The sequence below is a fragment of the Streptomyces sp. NPDC048825 genome (assembly GCF_043198355.1).
GTDB lineage: Bacteria > Actinomycetota > Actinomycetes > Streptomycetales > Streptomycetaceae > Streptomyces > Streptomyces xiangluensis.
On record NZ_JBICUR010000024.1, the window covers coordinates 40,447 to 60,541 of the forward strand.

The 20,095-nt window shown below is 70.0% G+C and carries 14 protein-coding genes and 1 pseudogene; 7 read left to right on the top strand and 8 right to left on the bottom strand.

Translation table 11 applies throughout. From position 1 onward, the window contains the following. Positions 1-144: 144 nt before the first annotated feature. Entirely contained in the window at positions 145-2,775 is a 2,631-nt protein-coding gene (locus ACGFNK_RS40090; RefSeq protein WP_393424498.1) for an ATP-dependent Clp protease ATP-binding subunit, read from the top strand. A gap of 104 nt (positions 2,776-2,879) precedes the next feature. Here ACGFNK_RS40090 and ggt read toward each other — a convergent pair whose 3' ends face one another. Then, positions 2,880-4,682: a gamma-glutamyltransferase gene (gene ggt / locus ACGFNK_RS40095; RefSeq protein ID WP_393424501.1), complete on the bottom strand. Its 1,803-nt coding sequence runs from the start codon at positions 4,680-4,682 to the stop codon at positions 2,880-2,882. A gap of 104 nt (positions 4,683-4,786) precedes the next feature. On the opposite strand from ggt, the gene ACGFNK_RS40100 reads away from it, so the two are divergent. Continuing rightward, complete coding sequence (locus ACGFNK_RS40100; protein ID WP_393424504.1) at positions 4,787-5,542, top strand: hypothetical protein; 756 nt, start codon at positions 4,787-4,789, stop codon at positions 5,540-5,542. A 116-nt stretch (positions 5,543-5,658) separates the two neighbouring features. Beyond that, on the top strand, positions 5,659-7,242 hold the full coding sequence (locus tag ACGFNK_RS40105) for an alpha/beta fold hydrolase (protein WP_393424507.1): 1,584 nt from the start codon (positions 5,659-5,661) through the stop codon (positions 7,240-7,242). A gap of 80 nt (positions 7,243-7,322) precedes the next feature. Here the strand turns inward: ACGFNK_RS40105 and ACGFNK_RS40110 are convergent, their stop codons facing one another. Next, complete coding sequence (locus ACGFNK_RS40110) at positions 7,323-8,066, bottom strand: amino acid ABC transporter ATP-binding protein (protein WP_393424510.1); 744 nt, start codon at positions 8,064-8,066, stop codon at positions 7,323-7,325. Positions 8,067-8,263: 197 nt separating this feature from the next. Further along, positions 8,264-8,701, bottom strand: coding sequence for a DUF6278 family protein (locus ACGFNK_RS40115; RefSeq protein WP_386345018.1), 438 nt, complete (start codon positions 8,699-8,701; stop codon positions 8,264-8,266). 254 nt (positions 8,702-8,955) lie between these two features. Between ACGFNK_RS40115 and ACGFNK_RS40120 the strand changes: the two genes are divergently transcribed. Then, positions 8,956-10,671 carry an SGNH/GDSL hydrolase family protein gene (locus tag ACGFNK_RS40120; RefSeq protein ID WP_393424731.1) on the top strand — a complete coding sequence of 572 codons (1,716 nt, stop codon included), beginning with the start codon at positions 8,956-8,958 and terminating at the stop codon, positions 10,669-10,671. A 148-nt stretch (positions 10,672-10,819) separates the two neighbouring features. On the opposite strand, the gene ACGFNK_RS40125 is transcribed toward ACGFNK_RS40120, so the two are convergent. From ACGFNK_RS40125 to pcaC, 3 genes are read right to left on the bottom strand one after another with little or no spacing between them, the layout of a single operon-like run. Then, on the bottom strand, positions 10,820-11,599 hold the full coding sequence (locus tag ACGFNK_RS40125; protein ID WP_393424514.1) for an exodeoxyribonuclease III: 780 nt from the start codon (positions 11,597-11,599) through the stop codon (positions 10,820-10,822). 52 nt (positions 11,600-11,651) lie between these two features. Next, positions 11,652-12,287 carry an MBL fold metallo-hydrolase gene (locus tag ACGFNK_RS40130; RefSeq protein WP_393424517.1) on the bottom strand — a complete coding sequence of 212 codons (636 nt, stop codon included), beginning with the start codon at positions 12,285-12,287 and terminating at the stop codon, positions 11,652-11,654. 33 nt (positions 12,288-12,320) lie between these two features. Beyond that, positions 12,321-13,613 (bottom strand): 4-carboxymuconolactone decarboxylase, encoded by a 1,293-nt coding sequence (pcaC, locus tag ACGFNK_RS40135; protein ID WP_393424520.1) that lies wholly within the window; start codon positions 13,611-13,613, stop codon positions 12,321-12,323. A gap of 718 nt (positions 13,614-14,331) precedes the next feature. On the opposite strand from pcaC, the gene ACGFNK_RS40140 reads away from it, so the two are divergent. Then, positions 14,332-15,762 (top strand): glycoside hydrolase family 43 protein, encoded by a 1,431-nt coding sequence (locus tag ACGFNK_RS40140; protein WP_393424523.1) that lies wholly within the window; start codon positions 14,332-14,334, stop codon positions 15,760-15,762. An 89-nt stretch (positions 15,763-15,851) separates the two neighbouring features. Here the strand turns inward: ACGFNK_RS40140 and ACGFNK_RS40145 are convergent, their stop codons facing one another. Both ACGFNK_RS40145 and ACGFNK_RS40150 read right to left on the bottom strand, forming a co-directional pair. Beyond that, entirely contained in the window at positions 15,852-17,276 is a 1,425-nt protein-coding gene (locus tag ACGFNK_RS40145; RefSeq protein WP_393424526.1) for an ATP-binding protein, read from the bottom strand. After that, a pseudogene (locus ACGFNK_RS40150) lies at positions 17,273-17,452 on the bottom strand (winged helix-turn-helix domain-containing protein); the annotation flags it as partial. The pseudogene ACGFNK_RS40150 and the gene ACGFNK_RS40145, both read right to left, overlap by 4 nt. Before the next feature lie 269 nt (positions 17,453-17,721). On the opposite strand from ACGFNK_RS40150, the gene ACGFNK_RS40155 reads away from it, so the two are divergent. Beyond that, complete coding sequence (locus ACGFNK_RS40155; protein ID WP_393424529.1) at positions 17,722-18,411, top strand: PepSY domain-containing protein; 690 nt, start codon at positions 17,722-17,724, stop codon at positions 18,409-18,411. 461 nt (positions 18,412-18,872) lie between these two features. Next, the gene (locus tag ACGFNK_RS40160; protein WP_393424532.1) at positions 18,873-20,087 is read left to right on the top strand and encodes an NAD(P)/FAD-dependent oxidoreductase; all 1,215 of its coding nucleotides are present in this window, start codon (positions 18,873-18,875) and stop codon (positions 20,085-20,087) included. Positions 20,088-20,095 lie beyond the last annotated feature (8 nt).

Consider the following 20,095-nt stretch of genomic DNA (forward strand, 5'->3'; position numbering starts at 1 on the left):
TGCGCGACCAGCCACACACAACTCGCACCCAGCAACGAACCCCACGTGTAACCGACGGAGTCATGGGCACTCGCGAGCCGCACGGCAGTCGACAAGTGCCCCAGCCAGCGCAGCGCCAGCGCGCCGGGGCCGGAACGGATGGCCATGACCAGCGGGTTTCCCGGTCCGCAGGGCTACGGCCCGGACCCCTTCGGAGAATTCTTCGCACGCTTCTTCGGGGGCGGCCCCCGCCCCGCCCCCCGGCACATCGACATCGGCCGGCTGATGAGCGGCCCCGCGCGCCAGCTGGTCGCCACCGCCGCGACGTACGCCACCGAACACGGCAGCACGGACCTGGACACCCAGCACCTCCTCCGCGCCGCCCTCGCCGTCGAACCCACCCGCAGCCTGCTGGCCCGAGCCGGCGCCGACCCCGACGCGCTGGCCACCGAGATCGACGAACGCGTGGGCCCGGGCGACAACCAGCCCGCGGCCAAACCCGGCGACCAGTCACCCGACCGCCCCGAGGACCGACCCGACGGCCGAGCCGAGGACCGCCCGCACACCCCCCTCGGCATCACCCCCGCAGTCAAACGCGCCCTCCTCGACGCCCACGCCCTCGCCAGGGCGGAAGGCGTCGGCTACATAGGCCCCGAGCACGTCCTCAGCGCGCTCGCCGCGAACCCCGACTCCGCCGCCGGCCACATCCTGAACGCCGCCCGGTTCAGCCCCTCCCCCCTCCCGCCCGAGGGCTCGGCCCCGGCGGCAGGCGCCCCCGCGCAGCCGGAGCGGGCGCGTTCCTCCCCCACCCCGACCCTGGACAAGTACGGCCGGGATCTCACCGACCTCGCCCGGCAGGGCCGTATCGACCCGGTCATCGGCCGGGACATGGAGATCGAGCAGACCGTCGAGGTGCTGTCCCGACGCGGCAAGAACAACCCGGTTCTGATCGGCGACGCGGGCGTGGGCAAGACCGCCATCGTGGAGGGCCTGGCGGAACGCATCGCCGACGGCGACGTGCCCGACATCCTCACCGGCCGCCGGGTCGTCGCCCTGGACCTCTCGGGCGTGGTCGCCGGCACGCGCTACCGCGGTGACTTCGAGGAGCGGCTGACCAACATCGTCGACGAGATCCGTACGAACTCCGACGAGCTGATCGTCTTCATCGACGAGCTGCACACCGTCGTCGGCGCCGGAGGCGGCGGCGAGGGCGGCTCGATGGACGCGGGCAACATCCTCAAGCCGCCTCTGGCCCGCGGCGAGCTGCACGTCGTGGGCGCCACGACGCTGGAGGAGTTCCGCCGGATCGAGAAGGACGCGGCCCTGGCGCGCCGGTTCCAGCCGATCCTCGTCCCCGAACCCTCCCCGTCGGACGCGCTGGAGATCCTGCGCGGCCTTTCCGACCGGTACGAGGCTCATCACCAGGTCCGCTACACCCACGAGGCCCTGGTCGCCGCCGTGGAGCTGTCCGACCGCTACATCACGGACCGCCATCTGCCGGACAAGGCCATCGACCTGATGGACCAGGCGGGCGCCCGTGTGCGCCTGCGCGCCCGGACCAAGGGCACCGACGTACGCGCCCTGGAGCGCGAGGTCGAGCAGCTCACCCGGGACAAGGACCAGGCGGTGGCGAGCGAGCAGTACGAGCAGGCCACGCAGTTGCGCGACCGGATCAGCGAACTGAAGACGAAGATCGAGGCGGGGCGCGACGGGGAGGCCGACGAAGGGCAGCAGCTCGAGGTCACCGCGGAGGCCATCGCCGAGGTGGTCTCCCGGCAGACCGGCATCCCGGTCAGCAGCCTCACCACCGAGGAGAAGGACCGGCTGCTCGGCCTGGAGGAGCATCTGCACCAGCGGGTCGTCGGACAGGACGAGGCCGTCAGCGTGGTGGCCGACGCGATCCTGCGCTCCCGGGCCGGTCTCGCCAGCCCCGACCGGCCGATCGGCAGCTTCCTCTTCCTCGGCCCGACCGGCGTCGGCAAGACGGAGCTGGCCCGCGCGCTGGCGGAGGCCCTGTTCGGCAGCGAGGAGCGGATGGTGCGCCTGGACATGAGCGAGTACCAGGAACGGCACACCGTCAGCCGGCTCGTCGGCGCCCCGCCCGGCTATGTCGGCCACGAGGAGGCCGGGCAGCTCACCGAGACCGTACGGCGGCACCCGTACTCGCTGCTCCTGCTCGACGAGGTGGAGAAGGCCCACCCGGACGTCTTCAACATCCTGTTGCAGGTGCTCGACGACGGCCGGCTCACCGACGCCCAGGGCCGCACGGTGGACTTCACCAACACCGTGATCGTGATGACGAGCAACCTCGGCTCCGAGGCGATCACCCGCCGCGGCGCCGGCCTCGGGTTCGCCGCGCGCGACGCCGAGGCCGACGAGCAGGCCCGCCGTGAGCAGATCCTGCGCCCGCTGCGCCAGCACTTCCGACCGGAGTTCCTCAACCGGATCGACGAGGTCGTCGTCTTCCGGCAGCTCACCAGCGAGCAACTGCACCGCATCACCGAGCACTTGCTGGATCAGACGCGGCACCGGCTGCGCGCCCGGGACGTCGCGGTCACCTTCACCGACCGGGCCGTCGACTGGCTCGCGCAGCGTGGACACGAGCCCGAATACGGCGCCCGGCCGCTACGCCGCACCATCCAGCGGGAGATCGACAACCGGCTGTCCCGTCTGCTCCTCGACGGCCGGCTCACGGCAGGCAGCCGGGTCACGGTGGACGTCGAGTACGGCGAGCCGGTATTCCGCACCGACGACAGCACCGACGAGGCCGGCCAGGCGGGCCAGGCCGAAGCCTGAGCGCAGTGTCGTCCCGGGGGCGGGGGCCAACCCCCGGCCCCCCGGCCGGGACCGGTGCTGCCCCGAGCCGGAGGCGGTGAGGCTGCCGTCATCCGAGGGCCTTGCTACCTCGCCGGTGTCACCACCATCGCCGAGCCGCCCCCGCGCCGTACCGTCTCCGCCGCCGCCAGCCACTTACCGTTCGGCAGCCGCTGGACGCCCGTCGCCGCGCCGATCTCCGGGTTCTGCCGGAAGCCATGGCCGATCGACTCCAGCTGTGTCCTCAGCTCGCTGTTCCACAGGCCCGGTTCGAGCTCGGTGGTCGTCTGGTTGCGCTGGCTGGCGCGCGGCGCGGCGATCGCGTCGACCAGCGGAAGGCCTCGGTCGACGAAGCCCGTCAGCGTCTGCAGCACCGTCGTGACGATGGTCGCGCCGCCCGGCGAACCGAGCGCCACCACGGGCTTGTTGTGCTGGTCCAGCACGATCGTCGGCGAGATCGACGAGCGTGGCCGCTTGCCCGGGCCCGGAAGGTTCGGGTCGTGCACGTCGGGGCTCGCGGGCGTGAAGGAGAAGTCCGTCAGCTCGTTGTTGAGGATGAAGCCACGGTCCGGGACGGTGATGCCGCTGCCGCCGGTCTGCTCGATGGTGAGGGTGTACGCGACGACGTTGCCCCACTTGTCGGCCGCCGTGAGATGCGTGGTGTTCTCACCTTCGTACGTCGTCGGCGCCGCCGTACCGCCCGAGGAGCAGGCCGCGGGGTTCCGTGGATCTCCCGGTGCCAGCGGGCTCGTCAGCACCGCGTCATCCTTGATCAGGCACTCCCGCGAGTCGGCGTACTTCTGCGACAGCAGTTCCTTGGTCGGTACGTCCTCGAAGGCGGGGTCGCCCACCCAGCGCCCCCGGTCCGCGAAGGCGATACGGCTCGCCTCGATGTAGCGGTGCAGGTACTGGACGTCCGAGGCCTTCGAAAGGTCCGTGTTCTCAAGGATGTTGAGCGCCTCCCCGACCGTGGTGCCGCCGGAGGAGGAGGGAGCGATGGAGTAGACGTTCAGACCGCGGTACTTCGTCTTCGTCGGGGCCTGCCGCTTCGTCTCGTACGCGGCGAGGTCCTTGAGGGACAGTTCGCCCGGGCGTGCGTTGCGTCCCGAGGCCGGGTCCACGGGCGGATCGTTGACCGTGTCGACGATGTCGCGTGCCAGCTTGCCGTGGTACAGCGCGCCGACGCCCTTGCGGCCCAACTCCGCATACGTGCGCGCCAGATCCGGGTTCTTGAACGTCGAGCCGACCACCGGCAGTTCGCCGCCGGGGAGGAACAGCTCGGCCGTGTCGGGGAAATCCTTGAAGCGCGCCTGGTTGGAGGACGTCTGGGAGCGGAAGGTCGCGTCGACGGTGAACCCTTCGCGCGCGAGCCGCTCGGCGGGCTTCAGCAGCGGGCCGAGCCGCTTGCTGCCCCAGGCGTCGAGCGCCGTCTGCCAGGTGGCGGGCGTGCCGGGCGCCCCCACGCCGAGGCCGCTGGTCACCGCGTCGGCGAACGGGATCGGCTGCCCGTTCTCCAGGAAGAGCCCCGAGTCGGCGGTCTGCGGTGCCGTCTCGCGTCCGTCGATGGTGTGCACCGTACGGGACTTGGCGTCGTAGTAGACGAAGTAGCCGCCCCCGCCGATGCCCGAGGAGTACGGCTCGGTGACGCCGAGCGCCGCTGCCGTGGCGACGGCCGCGTCCACCGCGTTGCCGCCCTTGCGCAGGACCTCGATTCCGGCGGCGGACGCGTCGGCGTCCACGCTCGCCACGGCCCCGCCGTATCCGACGGCGACCGGCTCCTTCTCGGGCGGCGCGCCTGCCGGCGCGGACGGGGGTGCCGCCGCCCCGACCGACACCACGGCGGCCGAGACCGCCAGGACCGCGAGCTTCCGTCTGACCGGACGACGCATCCCTACCTCCAGTTAGCAACCGTCTGCGCAGCGTACTTCTTTGCCATGGTCCCGTCAGGGAGTCCTCGAACAGCGTTCCGGCGCGCCCGCTACCATGCGCGCCCATGAATGACGACGTGCGCAACATCGTTCTGGGCGTGGCCTTGGCCGTCATCGGCGCCGCGCTCGGCTGGCTCGCCCGTACGGACCTGTGGAAGCGCAAACTCCGCCGTAAGCAGGCGTTCTTCGGGCTGCCCGAGAACTCCGAGTCGCTGCTGGTGGTGAATCGCGATGCGGGCGGCCCGGATCTCACGGTCGTGCGCCACGATGTGGCCGCGCTGCTCGAACTCGCCGCGCTGATCAAGGACTGCGGCGCACACTCCCAGCTCGTCGCCCACGACGCGGTGCAGCAGGGTTTCGGGGAGCGTACGGAAATCTGCGTGGGCCATCCCTCGGCAAATCGCCGGATGGCCGCGCATCTGCACTCACTGCTCCCGGGCATCCGCCTCAACACGGACCCGGAGCCGGGCCCGGACCGCGGCGCCTTCCAGATCGGCGGGGAGACCTATCGCCTGGAGCCCGGCAGGAACGAGTACGCGTTCCTCGCCCGGCTCACCGCAGGACAGGGCCACACCACGAGACCCGTGTTCGTCTTCTGCGGCCAGCGCGCGATCACCAACCAGGCGGCCACCCGCTATCTCGCCCGCCACCATGAGCGGCTGGCACGCAAGCACGGCAACAACTCCTTCGTTCTGCTCCTGAAGGTCGTCAACTCCCAGGCGTACGGCTCCGACGTCGTCGAGCTCGTCGCGGACGTCACGAAGGCCGCGCAGGCGCCGGCGCCGGAGGCGGCTCCCCAGAAGGGACATCGCGCCTCCTAAGTCCCTACACATTTCAACGATCGTTACTCGCACGTAACTTACTGACGGGTTACCTACGGTAAGAGACTGCGGTTACCGTCGGGTCACTTTGCACTGACACGAGTGAGGAGTGACCCGTGGGAAGCCCTCGCAAAACCCTGCGTACCAGCGCAGTTGGTGCCGTTTCGGCGACCCTGCTCGTCGGCACGGCCCTCGCAACCGCCCCCGCCGTGCAGTCGGCGCCGTTCATGTCGGCTGCGGCCGGCGTCCGGTTCGTAGACATCGCCGGCGACGGCGGCACCACCCTCAAGGCCAACGTCGTCACCCCCACGGACGACGATGGCACCCGCCGCTACCCGCTGATCGTGCTGCCGACGAGTTGGGGCCTGCCGCAGGTCGAGTACCTCGCCCAGGCCCAGAAGCTCGCCAACTCCGGCTATGTGGTCGTCAGTTACAACGTGCGCGGCTTCTGGCAGTCGGGCGGCCACATCGAGGTGGCGGGCCCGCCGGACATCGCCGACGCCTCCAAGGTGATCGACTGGGCCCTCGCCAACACCCCGGCCGACGCGGACCAGGTCGGCATGGCGGGCCTCTCGTACGGCGCGGGCATCAGCCTGCTCGCCGCCGCACACGACAAGCGCGTCAAGGCGGTCGCGGCACTCAGCGGCTGGGCCGACCTGATCGACTCGATCTACTCCGGCCGCACCCAGCACTCCCAGGCGGGGGCCCTGCTGGACGGCGCGGGCAACATCACCGGCCGCCAGAGCCCCGAACTCAAGCAGATCTTCAAGGACTTCTTCGCTTCCAACCTGGCCAAGGAGCCGGAGCTCATCGCCTGGGGGAAGAAGCGTTCCCCCGCCACGTACGTCGACCGGATCAACGCCAACGGCACGGCGGTCATGCTCGCCAACGCCTGGGGCGACACGGTCTTCCCGCCCAACCAGTACGCCGACTTCTACGAGAAGCTGACCGGCCCCAAGCGGCTGGAACTGCGCCCCGGCGATCACGCCACCAACGAGGCGACCGGACTGCTCGGCCTGCCCAGCGACGTGTGGACCGACACCGCCCGCTGGTTCGACCACCACCTCAAGGGCGCAAACAACGGCATCGACCGCGAGCAGCCCGTCCGGCTCAAGTCCCGTTCCACAGGCGGCTACGAGGGCTATCCGGACTGGAAGTCGGTCACCGCGACACGGAAGAAGATCGACCTCGCGGGCACCACCACGATTCGCGCGAACGTCAACTCAGGCGCGGACGGCGGGATCATCTTCCTGTCCAGCATCCTCGACCAGGTGGCCCGGCTGCCCCCGATGGCCTCGATGCCGCTCCTGCCCCGCCGGTACGCCGCCGTATGGCAGTCGGAGAAGTACAAGAGCGCCCAACTGGTGCGCGGGACCACGAGGCTGCACACCACGGTCACCAGCACCAAGGAGAGCGGCACCCTCGTCGCGTACCTCTACGACGTGGGCCCGCTCGGCATCGGCAAGCTGGTCAGCAACGCGCCGCACACCTTCCACGGGCAGACGCCGGGCAAGCCGTTCGGTGTCGACCTGGAGCTGTTCTCCACGGCCTACGACGTCCCGGCGGGGCACCGTCTCGCCCTGGTCGTCGACACGGTCGATCCGCTCTACATCGAGCACAATCCGACCGGCTCACAGCTGACCTTCTCCTCACCCGCGGCCGACCCGTCGTACGTGTCGGTCCCGCTGCGCGAGCAGTGATCTCCGGCTGCTGCCGGGCGGCTCATCGCCATCGCCCGTGAGTTACCGCTCCCCCAGGGAGTTCTTGAACGCGTCACCCGTCAGTGCTTGAGGATCTTGGAGAGGAAGTCCTTGGCACGGTTGCTCCGCGGGTCGGTGAAGAACCCCTCGGGGGTGCGGTCCTCGACGATGCGGCCGTCGTCCATGAAGACGACGCGATTGGCGGCGGAGCGCGCGAAGCCCATCTCGTGGGTGATGACCATCATGGTCATGCCCTCGCGCGCGAGCTGCTGCATCACCTCCAGCACCTCATTGATCATCTCAGGGTCGAGGGCCGAGGTCGGCTCGTCGAACAGCATCGCCTTGGGGTCCATGGCGAGGGCGCGGGCGATGGCCACGCGCTGCTGCTGGCCGCCGGAGAGCTGTGCCGGGTACTTCGGGGCCTGATCGGCGAGGCCCACCCGGTCGAGGATCTGACGCGAGCGACGGTCGGCCTCGTCCTTCTTGCGTCCGCGGACCTTCACCTGCCCCAGCGAGACGTTCTGCAGGACCGTCTTGTGCGCGAAGAGGTTGAACGACTGGAAGACCATCCCGATCTCCGCACGGAGCTTCGCGAGGTCCTTGCCCTCCTCGGGCAGCAGCTTCCCGTCGAGCTTGATCTCCCCCGACTGGATCACCTCCAGCCGGTTGATCGCCCGGCACAGCGTCGACTTGCCCGATCCCGAGGGGCCGATGACCACGACCACCTCCCCCTTGCCGACGGTGAGATTGATGTCCTGGAGGACGTGCAGATCGCCGAAGTACTTGTTGACGTCATGCAGCTCGATCAGGGGATCGACAACCATGTCCGGCCCTACTCACTCTCAGCTGTGTCGCGGTGGCCGCAAACTATCCAGACAGAAGTGCACCCAATGTACGACACGCACCTTTCGGACATAAGCCCTATTTAACGCCCGTTGGTGCGATAGGGGCCGCCGGGGTGACGGGGACCGCTGGGGTGATGGACACGCCGGGGATGATGTGCGCCGAGGACGGCGCCGGGTTACGCCTCCGAGACCTCGCCGTACAGCTGGGAGAGTTCCGGTACACCGCTGGCCGCCCACTCGTGCCCGGCGGCGACGACGTCGATCTCCCGGCCGGATTCCAGCCGTATCACCGGCTGGCCGTTGGGCCACAACTGCCAGGTCGCGCCGGGGACCGTGCGCAGGATGACGGTGCCGAGATACAGGCCGGCGTCGTTGCCGAGCCAGGGCAGGCTCTCCTCGTCGTCGCGCCAGCGTGGCAGCAGCTGGTCGAGCGCCTCCAACGAGCCCGGGGAGTCGTCGAGTTCGATCCCCGCCCGGTACGCCTGGGAGCGCAGCAGTTCGCACTCGGAGAGAAGCTCGGCCACTCCCTCACGATCGCTCTCGCTGTCGGAGAAGACAGCGACTCTGGCGGGGTCTCGCTTCTTGCGCCAGTTGCCCAGGAACGAGATGTTCATACTCCCAGCCTGTCATCCGTATCGCCCGGCGCACCACAGGGCACGCTGGGCCGCTTGTTCCAGGGGATTTCGCCCGGTGTTCGCGCGTCGATCATTGACGGGTCCCTGACGTCTCCTTAGCTTCGCGGAGCACCTGTCGTCTCACACTTGTCGTGTCACATCTGTCGTCTCGCATGTGTCGTCTTGTCGGCAAACGGGAGGAGTCGGTCGTGCACCGACGTGTCTGGGGTTCGGCTGTCGCTCTCGCTCTTCTCATGATGGCGGTGCCGACGGCGTCCGCGAAGGCCGGGCTGCCGACCCGGACCGGGCCGTTGCCGCTGGAGCGGCTCTTCGACAACACGGCCGTCAGCGATGACACGCGGCCCGGCCAGGCGGACTTCGATGGCTCGGGCGGCTCCCTGTCGGCTCGGGACCTGGCCGCCGCGGGCTGGACGCCGGGCCGCATGCTGACCGTTCAGGGTGCCCGGCTGACCTGGCCGCGCAGTGCGGCGGGCCAACCCGACAACGTGCGCGCCGACGGCCAGTTCGTCCGGGTGCGCGGCCGTGGCGACGCCCTCGCCTTCCTGGTGGCGGGCACGGCCGGCGACGCGGCCACGGGCACGGGAGTGGTGCGGTACGCGAACGGCTCGCACTCCTCGTACCGGCTGACCGCACCCGACTGGCGGCGCGGCCCCCTCGCCACAAAGGCCGTGGCGCTTCCGCACGTCAACACGCCGGGCGGCCAACTCGCCGAGAAGGCACGGCTGTATGTCGTGACCGTGCCGCTGGTCGAAGGCCGGGACATTGCCTCAGTCCAGCTGCCGCGCAACGACGACGTGCATGTGTTCGCGCTGTCGGTACGCGCCGACTCGCCCGGCTGGACGGGCAGTTGGGCCACTTCCACCTCCGGGTACGGGGCGGTCGGGCCCTGGACCGACCGGACGCTGCGCCTCGTGGTGCACACCTCGGCGGGCGGGCCGCGGGTACGGATCCGGCTCGACAACACCTTCGCCGGCGCGCCCGTACGGATCGGCAGTGCGACGGTGGCCCTCCAGGCGTCCGGTGCGAGCCCACGGAGCGCTCCCGTGCCGCTGTCGTTCCGGGGCTCCGCCGGGACCGAAATCCCCGCGGGCGCACAGGCGTTCAGCGACCCGCTCGGCTTCGATGTGCCCGCGGACGCCAATCTGCTCGTGAGCTTCCATCTGCCGGGAACGGTGACCGCCGCACCCGTACACAGCCTGGCCGTCCAGCGGTCCTACCTCAGCGGGCCGGGCGACCACGCCGCCGACGCCGGCCCGGACGCGTACACCTCGACGATCAGCAACTGGCCGCTGCTGACCGGTGTGGACGTGGGCGGCGGGCCCGGTTCCGTGGTGCTGCTCGGGGACTCGATCACCGACGGCGAGAAGTCGACGCCGGACGCGAACCTGCGCTGGGGCGACGTGCTCGCCAGGCGGCTGCGGGACCAGGGCCTGGTCCCGCACTACGGCGTCCTCAACCACGGCATCTCGGCGAACCGTGTGGTCACCGACCGCTACCCCGGCGACGGAGTCTCCACCGACATGGGCGGCGTGAGCGCCCTGAACCGCCTCGAGCGTGACGTCCTGGCCCAGACGTCGGCCCGAACGGCCATCGTCTTCCAGGGCATCAACGACGTCCGCTGGGGTGCCGGCGCGGACCAGGTCATCGCCGGGCTGCGCGAGATCGCCGACCGGGCGCACGCTCGTGGGCTGCGGGTGCTGGCCGCGACGATCGTTCCCTGCGAGGGGGAGGCGCGGTGCACGGCCGCCGCCGATGCGGAGCGCTCCGCGGTGAACGGGTGGATTCGGGCCAGTTCCTCGTTTGACGGGGTGCTGGACTTCGATGCGGCGTTGCGGGATCCGGAGCACCCGTCCCGGATGCTGCCCGTGTACGACAGTGGGGATCATCTGCATCCGGGGAATGCGGGGCTCGCTGCGCTGGCGGAGGCTGTGGATTTGAGGTTGCTGTAGCCGCAGCGCCGCTCCGCGGGGAGGTCGTCATTCGGCTGCGGGTCCGTCGTGGCTGGTCGCGCCCACGCGGCGGAGCCGCAAACTGATACAGCCCCGCGCCCCTACGGGGCGCCCCCGGCGGGCGCCCGGATCTACACGAAGCGCCCGGCTACACCTCCAGGTCCACTACCACCGGAGCGTGGTCGGACGCGCCCTTGCCCTTACGCTCCTCGCGGTCCACGTACGAGTCTGTGACCGCCTTTGTGAAGGGCTCGTTGCCGTAGACCAGGTCGATGCGCATGCCTCGGTTCTTCGGGAAGCAGAGTTGGCGGTAGTCCCAGTAGGTGTACGGGTGGTCGTACTTGAGGGGGCGCGGGACCACGTCTGCCAGGCCTGCCTCGCGGAGGTCGGTGAGGGCGGCGCGCTCGGCCGGGGTGATGTGGGTGGAGCCCTCGAAGGCGGCGATGTCGTAGACGTCGTCGTCCGTCGGTGCGATGTTGTAGTCGCCCAGCACCGCGAACGGGCGGCTGCCGCCCGCGTCGCCCGCGACCGCTGCCTTGAGGGCCTCGATCCACTGGAGCTTGTAGGCGAAGTGGGGGTGGTCCACCTCTCGGCCGTTCGGCACGTACACCGACCAGACGCGGACCGGGCCGCAGGTCGCTGCTATGGCGCGGGGCTCTTGGACGCCGTCGTAACCGGGGTCGCCGGGCAGGCCCTTGACCACGTCTTCGAGGCCTGCGCGGGAGATCACCGCCACGCCGTTCCACCGGCCTGTCGCGTGCACCGCCGACTCATAGCCCAGCTTGGTCAGTTCGTCGGTGGGGAACTGCTCGGCGGTGGTCTTGGCCTCCTGGAGGCACAGCACGTCGGTGCCGCTGCTCTCCAGCCAGGCCAGCAGCCTGGGGAGGCGGGCGGTGATCGAGTTCACGTTCCAGGTGGCAATCCGCATGCCGCACAACTTACCGGGAGGGTCTGACAACGGAACCGCGGGAGGCTTGCGCTCAGAGTTCGGCCGAGGCGCCAGGCGTCAACCGCAGGTGCTCCGCGCCGCCCAGGCCGCCGATCTGCCGGTCGTAGATCGGGCGGGCGAGGTCGGTGAGGAGGGCGTCATGGATGTCGTACGCGCGCTGCGGCTTGACCTCGCGTACGTACTCGATGACCTCGGCGATCTTGTTCCAGGGGGCCATCACCGGGAGCATCAACGTCTCGACCGGCTGCTCGGGGACCGTCAGGGCGTCGCCCGGGTGGAAGACGCGACCGCCGTCCACGAGATAGCCGACGTTCGTGATACGCGGAATGTCGGGGTGGATGACCGCGTGCAGTTCGCCGTGGACCTGGACGTCGAAGCCCGCGGCGGTGAAGGTGTCGCCGTGGCCGACGGTGTGCACACGGCCCGGGAACGCCGCCGCGATCTGGTCGGAGACGGACTTCAGGGTCCACAGCTCGGCGCTGGGGTCGGCCTCAAGACCCGCCCGCAGGCGGCCCTCGTCGAAGTGGTCGGGGTGCTCGTGCGTGACCAGGATCGCGTCCGCTCCGACCGCGGCGTCCTCCTCGCTGAAACCGCCGGGGTCGATGACGAGCGTGCGCCCGTCCTTCTCGAGCCGGATACAGGCGTGCGACTTCTTCGTGAGCTTCATGGGTTCCATCCTGCCCCGCCCCCTGGAGCGGGCTCACTCCTGAGGCGTGGTCTCCTCGCGGATGACCTTCTGCGCCACCTTGAAGGCGCTGTTCGCCGCCGGTACGCCGCAGTAGACGGACGCGTGGAGGAGTACTTCCTTGATCTCGGCCGGAGTGAGGCCGTTGCGGAGGGCGGCCCGGGTGTGGAAGGCGAGTTCTTCGAGGTGGCCGCCCGCGACGAGGGCGGTGAGCGTGACACAGCTGCGGGAGCGTCTGTCCAAACCGGGCCGGTCCCAGATCTCGCCCCACGCGTAGCGCGTGATGAACTCCTGGAAGTCCCCGGAGAACTCGTCCGCCTGGGCGAACGCCTGGTCCACATGGGCGTCGCCGAGCACCTCACGGCGGACCTTGATGCCCGCGTCGTACGGGTCGGGTCTGCCCAGGGCCTCGGGCTGCTCGGCGGCGGCGATCTCGGCAACGGGCGCGACCGGCGGCGCCGCGGCCAGGACCGGCTTGACCGGGGACGCCGCGATCGCCATATGGCCGGAGGTCGTGTCGAAGGCGGGCTGCCAGGCGCTGGTGAAGTGCCGTACGAGGAGGTCGGTGACCGCGGCGGGCTGCTCCACGGGGACCAGGTGCGAGGCGCCGGGCACGACCGCGAGACGGGCGTCCGGTATTCCGGCGACCAGGGTGCGGGCCTCGGCGGGGCCGGTGACCTGGTCGTCGGAGCCGACGAGAACGAGCGTGGGCACACCGACCCGGCCGAGTTCGGGGCGTACGTCGAAGGAGGCGAGCGCCTCGCAGGCGGCGATGTAGCAGCCGGGGTCGGTGGTGCGCACCATCTGCACGGCCCACTCGGTGATCGCGGGCTGGGCGGCGGCGAAGCCCGTGGTGAACCAGCGCTCCGGGGACGTACGGGCGATGGGGTCGAGGCCGTTCGTCCGTACGATCACGCCGCGCTGGCGGAACTCGTCCGCCGTGCCGAAGCGCGGTGAGGCGGCGATCAGGGCGAGCGAGGCGACCCGCTCCGGGTGGCGCAGGGCCAGCTCCGTACCGATGGCGCCGCCGAGCGCGCAGCCGGCGTAGCCGAACCGCTGGATGCCGAGCGCGTCGAGCGTGCCGAGCAGCCGGTCGGCCAGGTCGTTGACCGAACCGGCCGGGTACGCGGGCGCGCCGCCGTGACCCGGCAGGTCGAACCGGAACACCCTCCAGTGCTTCATCAGCTCCGGGACCTGCCGGTCCCACATGTGCCACGTTGTACCAAGCGAGGGGCCCAGGATCAGGACTGGCGCCTGTTCCGGCCCGTCAAAGCGGTATTGCAGGGTGCTGGACGTACTTTCACTCACCCGACTCACGCTCCCACATCTCACGTTTTCTCACGTACTTGGGTCGGAACCCCGTGCAAGGCATCCCACCTTGTGGCAGCCTCGCGAAGATCCTCCACATCGGGCTTCACATATCACCACTTGGTGGTTGCCACGTGGGTGTGTCCGGCCCGCCGGGCAAGGATGTGGTCCGGCACCCCATAGTTGGCCGGGTACATGAGACACGATGCGCGTGCATCGTACAGACGCACCCGGCGAAGCTTCAGGAGCACCATGATCCGGTAGGTCCGCCGACGGAGTTGCTTGTTGTTGCGAGGCTTCCGCCCCCTCCCTGCCCGGGGCCGTGGTGCTTGGTGCGCCGAAATTGGCGATCAAACTGGCAAGTTCCATTGACATGCCCTTGGCTGACATCTACTTTCTGCTCGAAGTTGCGAACAGTGTTCGATTTTTCGAACCATGGCCGTCAAAGGGGACAGCCCGTGTTCCGCACCCGTCACTGGCTCATTCCTGAGACAGCTCTGTTAGCCCCCTCCGCCGCCTTCGGCACCCGGTCCGCCACTTCGGAGTCTCCGGTCGCTGCCACGCTCAGGCGGGAACCGCGACTCCTCGGCCCCTGACCGGCATTACGCGACGTCCGACGTCGCGAGGGAGCGGGTCTTACCCCAACGACACGGAGGCCGGGCCTCACCCTCGGCCTGACTATGACCTGATCATGACACTTGCAAAGACAGGAATGCGCATGTCCGCGGTTCTCTCTCGGCTGGCGGCGATGCTGGTCGCCGCCTGCCTGCTCTTCACGGCCCAAGTCGTGACCACACCTCAGCGGGCCGCCGCAGCGGACCCGGGCTACCTGATGACGCACTTCATCGGGGAGGGATCGACCGGTCAGCAGATGTACTTCTCGTACAGCGCGGACGGTCTGAACTGGACCGATCTCAACGGCGGCGGGATGGCCCTGCGCTCCACCGTGGGCACGCGCGGGGTGCGCGACCCCGCACTGGTGCGCTCGCCGGACGGCAGCAGGTACTGGATCATCGCGACCGACCTGTGCATCGACTGCGGGCAGACGTGGAGTACGTCCATCAACAACGGCAGCCGCAGTCTTGTGGTGTGGGAGTCGAGTGACCTGGTGACCTGGTCGGCGCCGTGGCTGCTCAACGTCGCCGGCGCGATCCCTGACGGGCGCAACGCCTGGGCGCCGGAAGCGATCTGGGATCCGGCCAGCAACGACTACGTCCTGTACTGGGCGACGAACACGCCCCTCAACGGCGTGACGAAGCACCGCATCCACTACGCCCACACCACGAACTTCCGCTCGATCACCACCCCCCAGGTCTACATCGAGCGCCCCGGCACCCAGGAAATCATCGACACCCAGATCGTCGAGGTCCCCTCCGGCGTCGGCAACTACCGCTACGTACGGGCCTCCGGCGACGGCCAGATCACCCTCGAGGGCAGCAACTCGATCCTCGGTACCTGGACCAACCTCGGCAACCTCTCCGGCATCGGCCTGACGGGCTCCCAGGTCGAGGGCCCGATGTGGATGAAGTTCAGGGACCGCAACGAGTGGACGCTCTACCTCGACCAGTACGCGGCCGGAAAGGGATACATGCCGGTCACGACGACCAACCCGTCCGTCTCCGGCACCTACAAGCTCCCGACGTCGGGAACCTACTCCCTGGGCGGCACCAAGAAGCGCCACGGCTCGATCCTGAACCTGACGGCCGCCGAGGACGCCCGGGTGCAGGCTCGCTGGGCGAACACCCCGGCCAAGCGGCTGCAGTCCTTCAACTTCCAGGACCGCTACGTGCGACACGCCAACTTCGATGTGCGCATCGACCAGAACGTCACCAACGCGGACGCCCAGTTCCGGCCGCGACCCGGCTTGGCGGGCGCCGGAACCGTCTCGTTCGAGTCGGTGAACTTCCCCGGGTACTTCCTGCGGCACGCCGGATACGACTTCCAACTGGCCTACAACGACGGCACCGCCCAGTTCGCCGCAGAAGCCACCTTCCGCCAGGTCGCCGGGCTCGCCGACGCAAGCTGGTCGTCGTTCCAGTCGTACAACCACCCCGACCGGTACATCCGCCACTACGCGTACGAACTGAAGCTCGACCCCATCACCACCGCGACGGGGCGCAGCGACGCCACCTTCCGTGTGACGAGCTGACCTGACAGGGATGCCGGCGCCCTCGGGCGAACTCCCGCCTGCCGCCCGCCCCCAGGGGAAAGGCGCCGGCATCCCGACGCGATGCGGCACTAGCTGAGCGGCAACCTCAGTTCGAACAAGGCACCTCCGCCGGGGGCGTCGGTGACTGTCAATGTGCCTCCGTGGCGTACGGCTATGTCCTTGGCGATGGCGAGGCCCAGGCCGGCGCCGCCGTCGTCTCGGGCTCGGGATTCGTCGAGGCGGACGAAGCGTTCGAAGATACGGTCGCGGTCGGCGAGGGGGACGCCCGAGCCGTCGTCGGCGACCTGGAGGACTGTCTGATCGGCGTCCGTGCGCAGGGTGACGGCGATGCGGTCGCGGGCGTGGCGGCGGGCGTTGTCCAGGAGGTTGCCGAGGACACGGCAGATCTGGTTGCGGGAGCCGCGCACCTCCACGGACTTGACGCTGTCGAGGGTCACTCCGTCCCGGGAGGACACCTCCTCCGCCACGACCTTCGCCAGGTCGAAGCGCGCGTCCGGCGGGGGCCGCTCCCCCGCGTCCAGCCGGGCGAGCAGCAGCAGGTCGGCGGCGAGGCTCTGCAGTCGTACGGTGTCCTCGACGGCCCCGTCCAGGTCCAGCAACTCCGGGTGCGCGGCGCCCACTTCGAGCTGGGTGCGCAAGGACGCGATGGGGCTGCGCAGCTCGTGTGAGGCGTCGGCGACGAACGCGCGCTGCCGCTCGACCGAGGTCTCCAGGGCGGCGAGAGTCTCGTTCGTCGTGCGGGCCAGGCGAGCGATCTCGTCGTGCGTGTCCGGCTCGGGGACGCGGCGGGAGAGGTCCTCGGAGGCGGTGATGGCCCCCATCTCGGCGCGGATGCCTTCGACGGGGCGCAGCGCCCGCTTGGTGACGACGTACGTCACCCCGCTGACCGTCAACAGCAGCAGGGGCAGCCCTATCAGCATCGTCGTCAACGCGGTGCTGACGGCGTCCTTTTCGGTGGAGAGCGGGGCGCCCGCGTAGACGGTGAGCAGGACACCTCCCGGCGTGATCAGGTCGACCGCGGCGAACCGGTACTCCGCTGTCACCCCCTCGACGGTCGCGGCGCCCTCGCCGTACCAGGTCTCGTCGGCGATCTCCCCGGCGGAGAGAGTGCCCCCGTCCTCCGCCTCGCGATCGCCCTCCGCCTTGTCGTCGGCGTCGTCGTTGGTCTCGGAGTTCAGCCGGTCCGAGGCGACGGCGGTCACGTTCATGGCCTCGACGTCCTCGCCGGCCGCGACGGGCTTCTCGTTCCGGTCCAGGACCTCGACGGGGTTCTCGTCGCCGTCCGGCAGCTTCAGCTCGTCGTACGCGAACCCGTTCGCCAGCGCCGAGGCGGCGTTGCGGGCGACGGAGTCGGCCTCGGCATCCGCCTTGTCGGTGAGGGAGAACCGCAGCGAGAGCAGTACGGCGGTGCCTGCGGCGACCAGGGCTATGGCGACGACGACGGTCGTGGCGAGGGTGGCGCGGGCCCGCACGGAGCCGAGACGACGGTTCACGGGCGGGCCTCCAGTCTGTATCCGGCCCCGCGTACGGTCTTGATGAGTGCGGAGCCGACCTTGCGGCGGAGAGTGCTGATGTAGACCTCGACGATGTTCGGGGCCCCCTCGTACGCGAAGTCCCAGGCGTGGTCCAGGATCTCGGACTTCGACACGACCTCACCGGCTCTCACGGATCGGCACGTCGCGGCCGGCGGCGCGCAGGGCGGCCTGCACAGGCGTTCAGCTCTGGGGAGCCTCGAGCAGCGCGGTGGTGGGAGACGGGCGGGTGCATTCGTTCAGCTTGGCAAACCGAACCTGAAGTGGCTTTCAGGTGGCTTCAGGTTCGCTTCAGCGTCGATCGGCCAGATTGGTTCCCGTCGAAAGCAGATGAGGCAGACAAGCCGACTGCAACCGTCAACAACATCCGTTACTGGTCGCAACCAGTCGCATTCTGGAGGAACCCGTGAAGCGCAACGTCGTCATCGCCACCATCGCGGCCGTCGCCCTGATCGGCGGCGGCACCGCGACCGCCCTCACGGTCACGGGTGACGACGAGGCGGTGGCGAAGAAAACCGTGACGGTGTCGAACGACGACACCAACCGCCACGACGTCGACAACGCCGACGGCACGGCCCAGGACAGGGCCGAGGACCAGTCCGCCCGCGCCACCGACGAGGACGCCGAGGACAAGGCCGAGAACGCCGCCGACGCGAAGGCCGGGCAGATCACGGCCGCCGACGCGATCAGGGCGGCGCTGAAGCACACGACGGGTACGGCGGTCGCGGCCGACCTGGACGACGAGGGCACGGCCCACGTGTGGGAGGTCGACGTGCTGACCAACGGCGGTGCCTGGCACAGCATCCAGATCGACCCGGCCAACGGCAAGGTTCGCGGCTCGCACACCGAGAAGGACGACGACGGCGACGATGCCGCCGAGACCGCGCAGGTCCGTGCCGCCCTGAAGGGGAGCTCCGTGACCGCCGCGGAGGCCGCCGAGGCCGCCGCCAAGGGCACGGTGACCTCCGTCGACCTCGACGAGGAGAGCACGGACCAGGCTTGGGAGGTCGACACCACCGCCGCCGACGGCACCGGCAGCGACTGGCGCGTGAACCCCGACTCCGGCAAGGTCACCGCCGACCGCTCGAACGACTGACCCAGGCACACGAACCACCGGGAGGAGTGACCCGGCCGCCCCCGTCGGCCCACGGTCACTCCCCCAGGAGGACCGCGTCTCCTTCCTCCATACCAGGAGACCGACTCCTCCTCCCTCCCCGGGAAGGCCGAAACCTCCACTCCCCCTTGAGGAAGGACGCCTTCCCCACCCCATAGGTAGGGGCACCCGACACCGGGTGCCCCTACCGCCGCGTGCGGGTTGCTCAGCGCCGCCGGTGGGCTCGTTCGCCGCCGCGGGCCTGCCCACCACCGTGTGGGCTTGTTCACCGGCCGTACGCAGGCGCTGTGTGGTTGATGCCGCCCCCTGTTGCGGACGCGCCTCCGGCGCGCCCGCGGAGAGCCACCCGCACCGTCCGGTGACCCACCTCACACCCGGCTCCTGTCAGGAATCGCTGCGCTGTCCCGCTCAAGGGGGCAAGCGATTCAGACAGGAGGCACACCATGAAGCACCGCATCCTCGTCCTCGGCGCCGGTTACGCCGGGGCCTTCGCCGCCGGGAGCCTGGCCCGCCGCCTCTCGCCCGCCGACACCGAGATCACCGTCGTCAACGCCGAGCCGGTCTTCGTCGAGCGGATGCGCATGCATCAGCTCGCGGCGGGCCGGGAACTCGCGACCCGGCGGCTCGCCGACGTGTTCGCGGGCACCGGGGCACGGCTGCGCGTGGCGCGTGTCACCGCGGTGGATCCGGAGCGCAGGACCGTCGCCGTGACCGGCGAGGACGGAGACAGCGAGCTCGGGTACGACACGCTGCTGTACACGCTCGGCAGCCGGGTCGCCGACCACGGTGTCCCTGGTGTGGCCGAGCACGCCTTCGACGTCGCGGGACGGCCGTCGGCGCTGCGGCTGCGCGCACGCCTGGACAGTCTGGGCTCAGGCGGCACCGTGCTGGTCGTCGGCGAGGGCCTGACCGGCATCGAGACCGCCGCCGAGATCGCCGAGTCGCGTCCCGGTCTTTCCGTGGCGCTCGCCGCCCGTGGTGAGCTGGGAGCCTGGCTCTCCCCGGGGGCCCGGCTCCACCTGCGGGAGGCCTTCGACCGGCTGGGCATCACCGTCCACGAGCACACCGGCATCGAAGCCGTCGGGGCGACGTACGCGGTCGGTGCGGACGGCACCTCCTTCCCGGCCGACGCGACCGTGTGGACGGCCGGGTTCGCCGTCGACCCCATCGCGGCCGCCGCCGGTCTCCAGGTCACCGAAGACGGCCGGATCGTCGTCGACGACACCATGCGCTCGGTCTCACATCCGGACGTCTACGCCGCGGGCGACAGCGCGTACGCGATCGGCGCGAACGGCCGGCCGCTGCCGATGTCCTGCGCCTCGGCAGGACATACCAACATGCAGGCGACGGACGCGATCGTGGCACGGCTGACCGGACGCCGGGTTCCGAACGTCAAGAAGACCTACATCGGCAACCACATCAGCCTCGGGCGGTACGACGCGATCTTTCAGATGGTCGACGGCGACGTACGGGCGAAGCCCTGGTTCGTGGGCGGCCGGAAGGCCGCGCGGTTGAAGGCGGGCGTCCTCAAGGGCAGCCTGTGGGGCGTCTCGCACCCGACCTTCGGCATGCCGAAGCGCAAGCGCCGCCTGACCGCCACCACGACGGCTGCCGGCACCACGGCCGTTGCCACCGCGCCCGAGAACGCTGCCGCATAAGGTCGTCT